The 14,648-nt window shown below is 73.0% G+C and carries 12 protein-coding genes; 8 read left to right on the forward strand and 4 right to left on the reverse strand.

Translation table 11 applies throughout. From position 1 onward, the window contains the following. Positions 1 to 853 precede the first annotated feature (853 nt). The 6 genes from V5O40_RS09720 to V5O40_RS09745 all read left to right on the forward strand — a co-directional run bounded on the left by V5O40_RS09720 (position 854) and on the right by V5O40_RS09745 (position 6,540). Positions 854 to 2,059, forward strand: a complete 1,206-nt coding sequence (locus tag V5O40_RS09720; protein WP_269738360.1) for a substrate-binding domain-containing protein — start codon at positions 854 to 856, stop codon at positions 2,057 to 2,059. A gap of 7 nt (positions 2,060 to 2,066) precedes the next feature. After that, positions 2,067 to 2,810, forward strand: coding sequence for an ABC transporter ATP-binding protein (locus V5O40_RS09725; protein ID WP_332905169.1), 744 nt, complete (start codon positions 2,067 to 2,069; stop codon positions 2,808 to 2,810). Beyond that, a complete protein-coding gene (locus tag V5O40_RS09730) occupies positions 2,807 to 3,598 on the forward strand; it encodes an ABC transporter ATP-binding protein (protein ID WP_332905170.1) in 792 nt (263 codons plus the stop codon). The genes V5O40_RS09725 and V5O40_RS09730 overlap by 4 nt, the downstream gene beginning before the upstream one ends. Further along, positions 3,598 to 4,488, forward strand: a complete 891-nt coding sequence (locus V5O40_RS09735) for a branched-chain amino acid ABC transporter permease (protein WP_332905171.1) — start codon at positions 3,598 to 3,600, stop codon at positions 4,486 to 4,488. Before V5O40_RS09730 ends, V5O40_RS09735 begins: the two co-directional genes overlap by 1 nt. After that, a complete protein-coding gene (locus V5O40_RS09740) occupies positions 4,485 to 5,615 on the forward strand; it encodes a branched-chain amino acid ABC transporter permease (RefSeq protein WP_332905172.1) in 1,131 nt (376 codons plus the stop codon). Before V5O40_RS09735 ends, V5O40_RS09740 begins: the two co-directional genes overlap by 4 nt. A gap of 178 nt (positions 5,616 to 5,793) precedes the next feature. Beyond that, the gene (locus tag V5O40_RS09745; protein ID WP_332905173.1) at positions 5,794 to 6,540 is read left to right on the forward strand and encodes an SDR family NAD(P)-dependent oxidoreductase; all 747 of its coding nucleotides are present in this window, start codon (positions 5,794 to 5,796) and stop codon (positions 6,538 to 6,540) included. A gap of 4 nt (positions 6,541 to 6,544) precedes the next feature. On the opposite strand, the gene V5O40_RS09750 is transcribed toward V5O40_RS09745, so the two are convergent. Further along, positions 6,545 to 7,333 carry a hypothetical protein gene (locus V5O40_RS09750; protein ID WP_332905174.1) on the reverse strand — a complete coding sequence of 263 codons (789 nt, stop codon included), beginning with the start codon at positions 7,331 to 7,333 and terminating at the stop codon, positions 6,545 to 6,547. Between the two features lie 92 nt (positions 7,334 to 7,425). On the opposite strand from V5O40_RS09750, the gene V5O40_RS09755 reads away from it, so the two are divergent. Together V5O40_RS09755 and V5O40_RS09760 are read left to right on the forward strand one after the other, a co-directional pair. Next, positions 7,426 to 9,600 (forward strand): RecQ family ATP-dependent DNA helicase, encoded by a 2,175-nt coding sequence (locus tag V5O40_RS09755; RefSeq protein ID WP_332905175.1) that lies wholly within the window; start codon positions 7,426 to 7,428, stop codon positions 9,598 to 9,600. Between the two features lie 69 nt (positions 9,601 to 9,669). Beyond that, positions 9,670 to 10,725 carry a hypothetical protein gene (locus V5O40_RS09760; RefSeq protein ID WP_332905176.1) on the forward strand — a complete coding sequence of 352 codons (1,056 nt, stop codon included), beginning with the start codon at positions 9,670 to 9,672 and terminating at the stop codon, positions 10,723 to 10,725. Between the two features lie 6 nt (positions 10,726 to 10,731). Here the strand turns inward: V5O40_RS09760 and V5O40_RS09765 are convergent, their stop codons facing one another. The 3 genes from V5O40_RS09765 to V5O40_RS09775 form a co-directional block, all read right to left on the reverse strand. Continuing rightward, on the reverse strand, positions 10,732 to 11,184 hold the full coding sequence (locus tag V5O40_RS09765) for a helix-turn-helix domain-containing protein (protein WP_269738352.1): 453 nt from the start codon (positions 11,182 to 11,184) through the stop codon (positions 10,732 to 10,734). Between the two features lie 118 nt (positions 11,185 to 11,302). Continuing rightward, positions 11,303 to 12,475, reverse strand: coding sequence for a class I SAM-dependent methyltransferase (locus V5O40_RS09770; protein WP_332905177.1), 1,173 nt, complete (start codon positions 12,473 to 12,475; stop codon positions 11,303 to 11,305). Positions 12,476 to 12,701: 226 nt separating this feature from the next. After that, positions 12,702 to 14,474, reverse strand: coding sequence for a DEAD/DEAH box helicase (locus V5O40_RS09775; RefSeq protein ID WP_332905178.1), 1,773 nt, complete (start codon positions 14,472 to 14,474; stop codon positions 12,702 to 12,704). Between the last annotated feature and the right edge of the window lie 174 nt (positions 14,475 to 14,648).

Here is a 14,648-nt window from a genome sequence, read left to right on the forward strand (position 1 = left end):
CCCCCCCCCCCCCCCCCCCGGGCGGCCGGCCCCCCCCCCCCCCCCCCCCCCCCCCCCCCCCCCCCCCCCCCCCCCCCCCGCGGCCCCCCCCCCCCCCCCCGGGGGGGGGCGCCCGCCCCACCCCGCCCCACCCCACCCCACCCCCGGTCTAGCCCGCAACTTCGGGGATACTGCTGCCTCGGGCGCTGGTGACCCTGCACCTTCGGGGATGTTGCTGCCTGCCTCCGGCGACCACCACCGTTGCCGGGGGTGCCGATGATGTCGGTGGCGAGTCTGTATCCGTCGTTGCGCCTCGACCGCTGTGAGTGCTACCGCAAATTCGGAGATCTCGAACGGGCCCGCGAGCATCTTCACCATGCGCAGGCGGGAACGGCGCGCTCGGCTGTTGTCATCCGAGTAGGCGAGTGCTGCCGCAGACCTACCCGCCGGGGTCCGTCGTGCACAGGATGCCGCAACTCGCGCCGTCGAGCGGGAGGGATACCCCGACATGCCGCAACCGGTGTACGACGGTCCGGGTCGGGCGCTGTGCGGCCGACGACTCGGGTGCGGTAGGCATGTGGTGACTCCGGTTGGTTCGGCGTCTCCGATCATGCCGGCCTGCCGCCCGCGCTGAGCGGGCCCGGAAATCGGTCCCGCCTGGCCGACCCGAGCGTGGGGGTGGGCGACACATCGTCAGGGAGAGAGCCCCTGTCGCCTCGTCAGGCCGCCAGCACGGGGTCACTGATCCTGTAATCCGAGCCCACCCCAACCCTGTTACTTGTGTGTTTCGACCACATGGCCCGTGGGTGACGTCACTTCTAGCGTGAGCCGACACATAAGGTTTCCTCCCTCTGAGTCCTCACGTGGAGTCGCAATGACGGTCCGGACGACACGGCGGGTGTTCCTCTCCGCCGCCACGATGATGGCCGCGGCGATCGCCGCCACGGCCTGTGGCAGCCCCCAGGACACCGCCAACGGTGGCGGCGACAGCGCCGCGCCGGTGAAGGTTGGTCTGGTCTACTCCCAGTCGGGAGCGCTGGCCAGTTACGGAAAGCAGTACATCGAGGGGTTCAGGGCCGGCCTGGACTTCGCCACCAACGGCACCAACAAGGTCGGTGACCGGGCGATCGAGATCACCGAGGTCGACGACGCGGGTGACCCGGCGAAGGCGGTCTCCGCGGCCAAGGACCTGATCGGCAAGGGCAACAAGATCATCGCCGGATCGACGGCGTCGGGCGTGGCGCTCCAGGTGGCCCCGATCGCCGCGCAGAACAAGGTGCTGTTCATCTCCGGCCCGGCCGCCACCGACGCGGTGACCGGCGCCAACAAGTACACGTTCCGCTCCGGTCGCCAGTCGTACCAGGACGTGGTGACCGCGAAGTCGTTCATCGGTGACCCGGCCGGCAAGAAGGTCGTGGTGTTCGCCCAGGACGGTGCCTTCGGCGACGCCAACGAGGCCGCGGTCAAGGCCGTCATCGGCGGAGCCGGCGCGAGCGTCAGCGCCGTCCGGGCGCCGGCCAGCGCGACCGAGTTCACCCCGTTCGCCAGCCAGATCAAGTCCGCCAAGCCGGACCTGCTCTTCGTCGCCTGGGCCGGCACCACCGCCCCGGCCATGTGGCAGACGCTGGACCAGCAGGGCGTGCTGACCTCGACCACGGTCGTCACCGGCCTCGACATCCGCGCCTCGTGGCCGACCTTCGGTGCCGCCGGCAGCAAGATCTCCTTCCTGTCGCACTACTTCGACGGCGCCAGCGACACCGAGGCGGCCAAGGCCGCCAAGGCGAAGGTCCCCGGCGGCACGCTCGACCTGTTCCACCCGGACGGCTTCGCCGCCGCCCAGATGGTGGTCCGCGCCGTGGCCGAGGGTGGCGACGACGTCGAGAAGATGGTCACCGCGTTGGAGGGCTGGAGCTTCGAGAGCGTGAAGGGCAGCATGACCATCCGCGCCGAGGACCACGCGCTGCTCCAGCCGATGTACCAGGCGAGCCTGACCGGCAGCGGCGACACCTTCACCGCGACCGCGCAGAAGGCGCTCACCGCCGACGAGACCGCACCGCCGGTCCAGGCGATGAAGGGCTGAGGCGCAGATGCTCACCACCCGCGGTCTGACCTGGCGGATCGGTGAGGTGTCCATCGTCGACTCCGTCTACCTGGACCTGGCACCCGGGGAGTTCCTCGGCGTCATCGGCCCGAACGGTGCCGGCAAGACCTCACTGTTCAACCTGATCACCGGCCTGCGCCGGGCCACCGAAGGCCGGGTGACCCTGGACGGCAGGGACATCTCCGACCTGCCGCCGTACCGGCGGGCCCGACTGGGGCTGGGCCGTACCTTCCAGGCGTCCTCGGTGTTCGGCTCGCTGAGCGTGCGGGAGAACGTCCGGCTCGCCGTGCAGGCACACCGCGGGGGTTCGCTCAAGTTGTGGCGGCGGGCGGCGGCCGACCGGGGGGTCGCCGCCGCCGCCGACGCGGCGCTCGACCGGGTCGGCCTGGCCCACCGGGGTACGGCGCTGGCCGGCACCCTCGCCCACGGTGAGAAGCGGAAGCTGGAGATCGCACTGCTGCTGGCCGGTGAGCCACGGGTGATGCTGCTCGACGAGCCGATGGCCGGGGTCAGCGCCGAGGACGTGCCGGAACTGGTCCAGGTGATCCGTTCGTTGACCGGTGACAGCGGCCGGGCGGTGCTGATGGTGGAGCACCACATGGACGTGATCCTCGAACTGGCCGACCGGATCGCCGTGATGCACCACGGCGCGCTGCTGGCCTGCGACACGCCGGAGACGGTGATGGCCAACCCGACAGTACAAGAGGCCTACCTCGGGGAGTCGCTGTGAGCGAACCCGTATTGACCGTGGAGAACCTGTCGGTCCGGATCGCCGGGCTGCACATCCTCCAGGGCGTGTCGTTCACGGTCGCGCCGACCGGGGTCACCGTGCTGCTCGGCCGCAACGGGGTCGGCAAGACCACCACGCTGCGCGCCGTCGTGGGGTTGACCCCACGCAACGGGGAGGTGCGCGGCACGGTCCGGATGGGCGCGCAGAGCCTGCTGTCGCAGCGGACGCACCGCCTGGTCCGCGGCGGGCTCGGCTACGTGCCGGAGGACCGCTGCGTCTTCGCCGGGCTCACCGTCGCGGAGAACCTGCGGCTCGCCGAGCGGCGCGGCACCCGCCCGGCGTACGACCGGGTGTTCGCCCTCTTCCCCGAGCTGGACCGGCGTTCCCGGCAGCGGGCCGGCTCGCTCTCCGGGGGGCAGCAGCAGATGCTCGCCATCGGCCGGGTGCTGCTCAACGACAACCGGCTGCTGCTCGTCGACGAGCCGACCAAGGGGTTGGCGCCGAAGGTGGTGACCGAGGTGGCCGAGGTGCTGGAACGGGTCGCGGAGTCCGTGCCGGTGCTGCTGGTCGAGCAGAACCTGGCGGTGGTCCGGCGGTTGGCCCGCGACGCGGTGGTGCTCGCCGCCGGGCGGGTCGCCTGGACCGGCGACGCCCAGGAGTTGTTGCTGGAGACCGCGTTGACCCGCTCCCTGCTCGGCGTCGGCTCGGCAGAGAGCCACCAGCACGCCGGGGCGGCGACCGCCGATCACCCGGCCGCTGCCGCGGCGGCCCCGGAGGACGGTAGCTGATGGACGCGATCATTCTGTTGACGCTCACCGGTCTCGGCCTGGCCGCGCTCTACTTCCTGGTCGCCTCCGGACTGTCGCTGGTCTTCGGCCTGGCCGACGTGCTCAACTTCGCGCACGGGCTCTTCCTCGGCGTCGGCGCGTACGCCACCTGGTGGGCGGCGGGGAACCTGCCGGGCGCCGGACCCGACGGGCTCGGGTTCGTGGTCGCGGTCGCCTTCGGGGTGGCCGCCGGAACGCTGATGGCGGTGCTCGTCGAGCTGGTGCTGATCCGACCGCTCTACTCGCGCACCATCGAGCAGGTGCTGGTCACCGTCGGCCTCTCGCTGGCCGGTGTGGCGTTGTTGCAGGCCACCTGGGGTGCGGACGCCCGACCGTTCCCGCGCCCGGCGTGGACCCGCGAGGTCACCCCGATCTTCGGCGCGCAGGTGCCCAACGGCGGGCTGCTGCTCATCGTGGCCGCGGCGCTGGTGCTCGGTGCGATCCTCGCCTTCCTCCGCTGGACCCGCTACGGCCTGATCATCCGGGCCGGGGTGGAGAACCGGGAGATGGTGACCGCGCTGGGCATCGACGTGCGCAAGGCGTTCACCCTGGTCTTCGCCATCGGCGGGGCGGCGGCGGCGCTGGCCGGGGCGCTGGGCAGCGTCTACTTCGGCACCGTCTCGCCGCAGCAGGGCGGCTCGTTGCTGATCTTCGCGTTCATCGTGGTGGTCATCGGCGGCATGGGCTCGGTGGTCGGGTCCGCGTACGCGGCGGTCGCGGTCGGGCTGCTGCAACAGTTCGTCAACTACTACGGCACCTCCGGGCTGGGTGACATCTGCGTGGTGGCGCTGCTGGCCGTGGTGCTGCTGCTGCGCCCGCAGGGCATCGCCGGGAAGGCGGTTACGGCATGACCGAGGTCAAGAGTCCCGAGGTTCCCGCGCCGCCGGCGGCGGTGCCCGACGAGCTGACCGAGCAACCGGGCCGCTGGAGCCGACTCCGGCCGTTCCTGCCGCTGGTCGCGCTGGCGGTGGCGCTGATCCTGCCGTACTCGACGCTGCACCTGCCGGGCATCTTCGAGGGCGCGCTGAACTCGCCGGGCACCCTGCAACTGCTCGCCGTGTGTCTGGTCTTCGGCGGGTTGGCGGCCGGGTACGACCTGCTGTTCGGGCGTACCGGAATGCTCTCCTTCGGCCACGCCCTCTACTTCGCCGCCGGTGTCTACGGCACCGACATCCTGATCACCCGGGTCGGGCTGCCGCTGTGGCAGGCCGCGCCGCTGGCCATCGTCGGCGGCACCATCCTCGCCGGCCTGCTCGGTGCGGTGGCGCTGCGTACGGTCGGTATCGCCTTCGCCATGGTGACGCTGGCCTTCGCGCAGGTCGGCGCGATCCTGGTGGCCCGGGACTTCGGTGGGCTCACCGGCGGTGAGGAGGGGCTGCCGCTGGACGTCAGCGGGCTGCCGGACGGGCTGGTCGGGGTCACCAACACGGTGAACCTGTACTGGTTGGCGCTGGCGTATCTCGTGGTGGTGGTCCTCGTGGTGCACCGGGTCAGTGGCTCGCCGACCGGGCGGGTGCTGGCCGGGCTGCGCGACGACGAGCGTCGCATCGGCGTGCTCGGGCTGGATCCGTACCGGTTCAAGCTGGTCGCCTTCACCCTGGCCGGTGGTCTCGCGGCGGCGGGCGGGGTGGTCTACTGCCTGATCGTCGGCGGTGCCTCGCCGCACATCACCAGCAGCGAACTGACCCTGTCGCTGCTGGTGATGGTGGTCCTCGGCGGACCGGGTACCCGGTGGGGCCCGGTGCTGGGCGGCATCCTCTACATGTACCTCGACCACCGACTGGTGTCGTTCGGCACCTCCGACGCGGTGAACGCGCTGCCGGCGTTCCTCAGCCGGCCGCTGTCCCAGCCGCTGTTCGTGCTCGGCACGGTCTTCATCCTGGCCGTCTACTTCTTCCCTGGCGGCCTGGCCAGCCTCGCTCCTCGGCTGGCCCTGCTCCGCGACTCCCTGCGCCCCGGCACCCGAAGCCGGGGTTGATCAGAGATTGGCGGGGCGGCACAACGGCGTGTCGTCCCGCTAACCTCATGATCGGTGGCCCGGACCAGCACTGTGGTCCGGGCCGGCCCGGCCTCCGGGCGGCCACCCTCGCGCTACGGCACAGCGGTGGCGGGTCCGGACGGTCGCGTACGGGGCAGGCGGTGACGGGGAGGACGGCATGAGCGAGCGGTTGGCCGTGGTCAGCGGCGGTGGTACGGGGATCGGGGCGGCCGTGGCGCGGGCGCTCGTCGCCGACGGGTGCTCGGTGCTGGTCGTGGGTCGGCGCACGGAGGTGCTCAGCACGACGGTCGAGCGGATCGGGGCCGAGAGCGGCCGTCCCGAGGCCGTCCGGGCCGTCACGGCCGACCTCACCGACCCCGACCAGGTGGTCAAGGTGGTCGAGGCGGTCGACGGTCGGCCGGTCGACGTGCTGGTGAACAACGCCGGCGGCTACCACAGCGCGGACAACGCCACGCTCGCCGGGATCGCCGCGAACTGGCGGGCGACCCTGGACACCAACGTGCTCACCGCGGTGCTGCTCACCGAGGCGCTGCGACCGGCCCTGCGCCGGCCCGGCGGGCGGGTGATCCTGATCAGCTCCATCGCCGCGCAGCGCGGCGGTGGCGACGCGTACTCGGCGGCGAAGGCGGCGCTGCACGGGTGGGCGTACAGCCTCGCGGCCCAGCTCGGGCCGGACCAGGTCACGGTCAACGTGGTCAGCCCGGGCTACGTGGCCGAGACCGAGTTCTTCGCCGGCCGGATGACCCCGGAGGGCCACGCGCAGCGGGTGGCCGCCACCCTGGTCGGCCGGGCCGGGGTGCCGGACGACGTCGCCGAGTCGGTGCGCTACCTGGCCAGCCCCGCCGCCGGCTACGTCACCGGCCAGGTGCTCGGGGTCAACGGGGGGTCGGTGCTCGGGCGCTGACCGGTCAGTCGTTCAGCATGTCGTACGCGGCGGAAGGGGCCGGCTGGGCCTGCTCCTCGGTGAACGCGACGACCGCTGGCGCCGTACCGAAGTCGAAGTACTCGACCACGTACTCGGACGCCTTCTTCTTGCCGGCGGCCGGAATCTCCAGCGTCAGCGAGGACAGGTTGCCGTCCGCGCCGACCACCGCGCTGAGCGGAAGCTGCCCGTCGGCGTCGCCGAGTGCGGCCAGGGCGTCCGCCAGCTCCGGCGCGGCGGACAGGTCCACCACGCCGGTGTACGTGCCAGGCTCACCGGCCTGGACGTCGGTGGCCGCACGGATGATCGCGTCGGCGTTGCCCGGGTCGGTGCCCTCGTAGGTGGGCAGCGAGTCCGGCCCGTCGATCTTCGCCGGATCCAGCTCCATCCACTTGGTGGGCAGCTTCATCAGCTTCTGGATGTCCTTGGCGCCCTTGAAGTTCACCTTCATCCAGGTGCGTGCCTCGACCATCCGGAAGGACATCTCCAGCGTGAAGTCCTTGTCCTTGGTGACGGTGTCGATGTCCATGCCCCGGTTCGCCGGATCGACCACGCCGGAAACGTCGCCCGAGGAGTCGCTGGTGGTGAAGCGGAAGGCCGGGTCCTGTTCACCGGGCACGGCCGCCAGCAACTCCTGCTTCGGGTCCGGCGGTGGGGGAGCCGCTGCCGGGGTGGCCTCGTCGTCGCAGCCGGCAACCAGGGTCGCGGCCATCAGGGCGGCGGCCACGGCCGCGAGACGGCGGGTCGTGGCGGTGGTGCCGGTTCGCTGAGTCATCTCGTCTCTTTCTCGGGGATCGAACGGGAATGGTAGAACACACTCCCGGCCGCGGTCCGGCTCCGTCGCGGCGGCGCTGGTAGAAACGTCGGATGGGCCAGGAACGGACGGCGGTGCGGCAGCGGGCCGAGGCGGTGTTGCGGCGGCTGGCCGGCGCGCGGGCCCGGCTCCGCGAGGACCAGTGGCGGGCGATCGAGGCGCTGGTGGTGGACCGGCGTCGGGTGCTCTGCGTGCAGCGCACCGGCTGGGGCAAGTCGGCCGTGTACTTCGTGGCGACCGCGTTGCTGCGCGACCGCGACGGTCAGGGCGGCGGGACCGAACCCACCGGCCCGACGGTCATCGTGTCGCCGCTGCTGGCCCTGATGCGTAACCAGGTCGACGCCGCGGCCCGGGCCGGGATCCGGGCCCGCACCATCAACTCGGCGAATCTGGACGAGTGGGACGCCATCACCGCCGAGATCCACGCCGGCACGGTGGACGTGCTGCTGATCAGCCCGGAACGGCTCAACAACCCGGACTTCCGGGACGGCGTGCTGCCGAAACTGGCCGCCACCACCGGTCTGCTGGTCGTCGACGAGGCACACTGCGTGTCGGACTGGGGGCACGACTTCCGGCCGGACTACCGCCGGCTGCGTACCTTCCTCGGCAACCTGCCCGACCGCACCCCGGTACTGGCGACGACCGCCACCGCCAACGCCCGGGTGACCCGGGACGTCGCGGAGCAACTGGGCACCGAGCCGAGCACCGCGACCGGGCCGCGACCGGACGTCCTGGTGCTGCGCGGCAGCCTGGACCGGGAGTCGCTGCGGTTGGGCGTGCTCGATCTGCCGAGCCCGGCGCACCGGCTCGGTTGGCTCGCCGACCATCTCGACCAGCTCCCCGGTTCCGGCATCGTCTACACGTTGACGGTGGCCGCGGCGACCGAGACCGCCGAGTTCCTCCGCTCGCGCGGCTGGGCGGTGGCCGCGTACACCGGGCAGGCCGAGGACGCCGACCGCCGGGCCGCCGAGCAGGACCTGCTGGACAACAAGATCAAAGCCCTGGTCGCCACCAGCGCGCTCGGCATGGGTTTCGACAAGCCGGATCTGGGCTTCGTCGTGCACCTCGGCGCGCCACCGTCACCCATCGCGTACTACCAGCAGGTCGGCCGGGCCGGCCGGGCCGTCGAACACGCCGAGGTGCTGCTGCTGCCCGGTGCCGAGGACGCGGCGATCTGGCGGTACTTCGCCTCGTTGGCCTTCCCGCCCGAGGAGCAGGTCCGCGCGGTGCTGGCCGCGCTGCACACCGACCGGCCGCTGTCCACGCAGGCCCTGGAACCCATGGTGGACCTGCGCCGGGCCCGGCTGGAGCTGATGCTCAAGGTGCTCGACGTGGACGGCGCGGTCCGCCGGGTACGCGGCGGCTGGCTCGCCACCGGCGAGCCCTGGACCTACGACGAAGCCCGGCTGCGTCGCGTCGCCGCCGCCCGTACCGCCGAACAACAGGCCATGGTCGAGTACGCGGCGACGACCGGCTGCCGGATGCGTTACCTCCGGGAATGCCTCGACGACGTGGACGCGGTGGACTGCGGCCGGTGCGACCGCTGTGCCGGGCCCCTGCTCGCGTCCGAGGTTTCGGAGGCCGCGCTGACCGCCGCGCAGACCTTCCTCGGCCGCCCCGGCGTGCAGCTCGCGCCGAAGAAGCTCTGGCCGACCGGGCTGGAGTCGGTGGGCGTACCGCTGAAGGGGCGCATCGCCCCGGCGGAGCAGGCGCTGCCGGGCCGGGCCGTCGGCCGGCTGTCGGACCTCGGCTGGGGTGGCCGGCTGCGCGGGCTGGTCGGGCCGGGCGCGCCGGACGGCCCGGTGCCCGACGACGTGGCCGCCGCCGTCGTCGAGGTGCTCAAGGCGTGGGCGCACGGTGACGACCCGTGGCCGCACCGGCCGGTCGGGGTGGTCGCGGTGGGCTCCCGGACCCGCCCGGCGCTCGTCGGTTCGCTGGCCGAGCGGATCGCCGCCGTCGGCCGGCTGCCGCTGCTGGGCCAGGTGGTCCCCGCCGGGTCGGTGGCCGCCGACGGCCCCCGTGGCAACAGCGCGCAGCGGGTACGCGCCCTGCACGGCACCCTCACCGTCCCCGCCGACCTCGCCGCCGCCGTCGCCCACCTGGACGGCCCGGTGCTGCTGGTGGACGACCTGGTCGACTCCGGCTGGACCATGACCTTGGCGGCCCGGGAACTCCGCCGAGCCGGCGCCGCCGGCGTGCTGCCGCTGGCTCTCGCCCTCGCCGCCTGAGGGTGCGACCGGAACCACGATCGGGTCGGCTCGCCGGGTGCCCGATCGGCGCGGCGGTACGGTGGGCGCATGGCTGACCAGGCACCCGACGGGCCCGCGCTCGGGTCGGTGCGCACCGCCGAGCGACACATCGCCGGCCAGGAGCCCGGCGTGGCGCCGCCGGCCGGCGGGGACCCCCGCGTGGCTCCGGCCGGCGAGGTGCCTGCCCCGGCGTCGGCGGTGCCGGATCGCGCCACGCTGCGGTTGGCCCTGGTGGTCGGCGGGCTGGTGCTGGCGGTGCTGCTCGGATTCGGGCTCGGGCGGATCAACGGTGGCGGTGGTCCCACGGCGGCAGGCGACACCGGCAGCGCGCTGGCCGAGCACACCCACGCCCCCGGTGCCGGCGCGCACTCGCACGGTGCCGACCAGGACGCGGCGGCCGAGGCCGGTGGTCTGGCGGTCAGCCGGGACGGATACACACTGACCCCACTGGCCGACGAGTTCACCGTCGGGCAGGCCGGTGAACTGCGGTTCCAGATCCGGGACGGGCAGCGCCGCGCGGTCACCCGGTTCGCTGTCGCGCACGACAAGCCGATGCACGTGATCGTGGTCCGTCGGGACCTGTCCGGATACCAGCACCTGCACCCGACGATGGCGGTGGACGGCACCTGGTCGGTGCCGCTGACGCTGCCGTCGGCCGGCGTCTGGCGCGCGTACGCCGACTTCACCGCCGTCGCCGACGACGGCCGGCAGACGGCGACGACGCTCGGGGTGGACCTGGTCGCGCCGGGCGACTACGCCCCCCGTGACCTGCCCGGCCCGGCGACCACGACCAGGGTCGACGAGTTCACCGTCGAGTACCGGGGCGCTCCGCGACCGGGGCTCACCGTGCCGGTCGACTTCCGGATCACCGGGGCGGCCGGCGCGGGCCCGACGCTGGAGCGCTACCTCGGTGCGTACGGCCACCTCGTCGCCTTGCGCCAGGGTGACCTCGGCTACCTGCACGTGCACCCGGAGGCGGAACTCGTCGACGGCGCGATCCGGTTCTGGCTGACCACACCCGCGCCCGGGCGGTACCGGCTCTACCTGGACTTCGCGACCGGGGGAGCGGTACGCACGGCGGAGTTCACCGTATCGGTGTCGTAGGGCGGGTCAGCCCGCCGTCCGACGCATCGGTGCGGCGGTGGGATCCGAGGGCCGGCGGATCGGCCGGCGGGCGAGGTAGCGCAGCAGGTCGCGGATGTGGTGCTTCTCCTCCGCCGGCACCGCCGGATCCGCCAACCGTTGCAGGATCACCCGCACGTCGGCCTCCACCGGGCCGTCGTCGCCACGCCGCCACGGCCCGGAGCCCGCGTCGGGCAGACCGAGGGCGCGGAAGGCCGCCGCCACCGGCAGATCGAGCGCCGCGCAGAAGCTGCGGACCTTGGCCAGCTCGGGGTAGTCCTGCCAGTCGCCGGCGAGCCAGCGGAAGACGGTCGAGCGACCGACCCCGGTGTGGGCGGCCAGATCGGTGACGGTCCAACCGCGCTCCTCGCGAGCGTCGTCGATGGCACGGCGCACGAAACGCGCGAAGGCCATCTGCGGCGAAACCTCTGCCGAACCCATCCGGTGGGTCTTCCCTCCCGACCGGCACCCCACGGTGCGCTCTTCGAGAGTAGTACGGGAACGTTGCCGGGCAATTGACTGATCGACCAGACGATTTCGGTGGCGGGTGGCGAATCCGTCACACCGCCGGCGGCAGCTGCGCGAGCAGCGTCTCCAACCGGGGAGTGAGCTGCCACTGGGCGACGAGGTCCCGGTACTCGGCGCGCTGGGCGGCGGTCGGGTCGGCACCGGTCCGGCGGGCCCGGATGAGCAGGTTCCGCGGGGTGTGCGCGGAGTCGACGAACTCGACCACCTCGGCCCGGTAGCCGTGCAGGCGCAGCAGGCCGGCACGCAGCGCGTCGGTGAGGACGTCCGCGAACCGCTCCCGCAGGATGCCCTGCCGGGTCAGCAGCTCGTACGGCGGCGGGGCCGGCCGGTTACGCAGCTGCGCCGCGACGTCGTGGTGGCAGCACGGCGCGGCGAGCACCCAGCGGGCGCGCCAGCCCACCGCCCGGGCCAGCGCCTCGTCGGTGGCGGTGTCGCAGGCGTGCAGCGCGAGCACCAGGTCGGGCGGCGGTTCGACGGTGGCGTCGGCGATCGTGCCGGCGACGAACCGCACCCGGCCGGCCCAGCCCAGCCGCTCTGCCAGCTCGGTGTTGCGGCGGCGCTGGTCGTCGCGCACGTCCACACCCACCAGCTCGACGTCGACCCCCGCGCCGGACAGGTAGCGGTACGCGGCGAAGGTCAGGTACGCGTTGCCGCAGCCCAGGTCCACCACCCGAAGTGGCCGGTCCAACTGCCCGGCCAGTCCGTCCGGCAGGGTGGCGGTCAGCGCCCGGAGGAACGCGTCCACCTGCCGTCGCTTGGCCGCCGACCCGCCGATCTCGGCGAAGAGCGGATCGCCCGGGTCGAGCAGGTACTCCTTGCTCCGGTCGTGTCCGACGGCGGCCGGGACGGCCGACCGGCTCGCCGTGCTGCGGTGCACCTGGGCCTCGCCCGACTTGGTCACCCGTAGTTGCAGGGTGGCGTCGGTGGTCTCCACATGCCAGTTGCCGAACGGCTCGGCCAGCAGCGCCTCCACCGCCGCCTCCGCCTCCGGCCCGAAGCTGAGGTTCCGGGTGTGCGGCCGCGCTCCGTCGGAGGTGGAGATCTGCAGCCGCTGACCGGCCTTGAGCGCGACGGGGCGCAGCTCGGCCCGGGCCATCGAGGGACGCTGGCCGCGCCGTCGTCCGGCCGCCACGGCCCGGGTGAGGGCCGGTCCGAGCAGCATCGAACGGACCTCGGTCAGGGCGGAGTCCAGTGGTTCGGCCATTGCTCCATCTTCCGGGGACGATCGCGGCATCGTCAGCTGGCAGGCGGCCCACGACCCCCCCACCACGCCCACCCGCCAGCTCTGCTTCAACCGACGCACGAGTTCCGGCGGGTAACCGGTGCGTGGGTTGAAGCAGAGCAAAGGGAGCGGACAGCAAGTACCGCCCGGGCGGCGACGGGTCGGTCAGCGGCGCTGGCCGCTCTCCGCCGCCTCGGGCGGTACGTCGTCAGTCGGTGGTCGCCTCGGCCGGCGTACCGCTGTCGGCAGCGCCACCGGCACCACGGCGTCGGCGGCGTCGGCGCGGGCGCGGGGTGGCCGCAGTGGCGCCCTCCTCGTCGCGGCCGGTGGCCGCCTCGGCGGGGGCGTCGTCGACTGTCGTCGAGGCGGTTTCGGTGCCCGCCACCGCCTCGCCGGCCCGGCGACGCCGGCGACGTCGCGGGGTACGGGTGCCTTCCTCGGCGTCACCGGCGGTGGCGTCGGTCGGCGCGGCGTCGGCACCGTCCGCACGGCGACCACTGCCGCCGCGCCCGCGACCGCTCTCACCACGACCGCTCTCACCACGACCGCTCTCACCACGACCGCTCTCACCACGACCGCTCTCACCACGACCGCTCTCACCACGACCGCTCTCACCACGACCGCGGCGGCGGGCGCCGCGTGGCTCGCCCCGCCGGGAACGGCCACCACCCAGGTCCTCTTCGACCTCGGCGGCCAACCCGGCGCGGGTGCGTTCCGCGGTGGGCAGGGTGCCGGTGATCTCGGTGGAGATGTGCAGGTCGGTGTAGAGGTGCGGCGAGGTGTGGTACGTCTCCGGCGGCTCGGGCATGTCCAGGCCGAGCGTCTTGTCGATGATCCGCCAGCGGGGCATGTCGTCCCAGTCGACGAAGGTCACCGCGACACCGCTCGCGCCGGCCCGACCGGTCCGGCCGATCCGGTGGGTGTAGGTGTCCTGGTCCTCCGGACAGTCGTAGTTGATCACATGGGTGACCCCGCTGACGTCGATGCCCCGGGCCGCCACGTCGGTGGCGACCAGGGTGTCGATCTTCCCGGCCCGGAACGCCCGCAGGGCCCGTTCGCGCGCGCCCTGCCCGAGGTCGCCGTGCACCGCCGCGACCGCGAAACCCCGGAAGTCCAGGTCCTCGGCGACCCGGTCGGCGGCCCGCTTGGTGCGGGTGAAGATGATGGTCAGCCCACGGCTCTCCGCCTGGAGGATGCGAGCCACGATCTCGATCTTGTTCATCGAGTGGGTGCGGTAGACGAGTTGCTCCGTCTGCGGCGAGGGACCGGTCTCGGCGGTGTGCCCGGCGTGGATCGTGATCGGGTGGCGCAGGAAGCGTCGGGACAGCGTCACGATCGGGTCCGGCATGGTCGCGGAGAAGAGCATGGTCTGCCGGTCCTCCGGCAGCATCGCCAGGATCCGCTCGACGTCGTCCAGGAAGCCGAGGTCGAGCATCCGGTCGGCCTCGTCCAGCACCAGCGCGCGTACTCCGTGCAGCCGCAGATGCTTCTGCTTGGCGAGGTCCAGCAGACGCCCCGGCGTGCCGACGAGAATCTCGACACCCTTGCGCAGCGCCTCGATCTGCGGCTCGTACGCGACACCGCCGTAGATCGGCAGCACGCGTACGCCCCGGGTGCGGCTGGCGGCGGCGATGTCCTTGGCGACCTGGATGCCCAGCTCGCGGGTTGGTACGACGACCAGGGCCTGCGGCAGCCCGTCGCCACCCTCGTCGGGTGCGAAGACCCGCTCCAGCAACGGCACGCCGAAGCCCAGCGTCTTGCCGGTGCCGGTCGGTGCCTGCCCGATCAGGTCAGCTCCGCGCAACGCGATCGGCAGCGCGTACTCCTGGATGGCGAAGGCGCGGGTGATGCCGGCCGCGGCCAGCGCGTCGACGGTCTCGGCGCGCGCGCCGAGCTCGGCGAAGGTCGGTGCCTCCGGTCGGACCGGGGCGGTAGGGGCCAGTTCCTGGCCGTCGATGATGTCTTGAATCGGCTCGCTCATATGGATTTGGGGGTGCCCTCTCGTGGGTGCGCCCCGTCATGTCCATCAGGGCGCGTTCGGTATTGCGCGGGCCACACGGTCGGCGGCAGAAAGCCGAGCGGACCGGGCCGCACGCGCGCCGCGGGTCGGACTTCGACCGGATCGGAGTTGACTCCGGCCGGATCGGCACCTACG

The organism is Micromonospora palythoicola (assembly GCF_036689795.1).
Lineage (GTDB): Bacteria > Actinomycetota > Actinomycetes > Mycobacteriales > Micromonosporaceae > Micromonospora > Micromonospora palythoicola.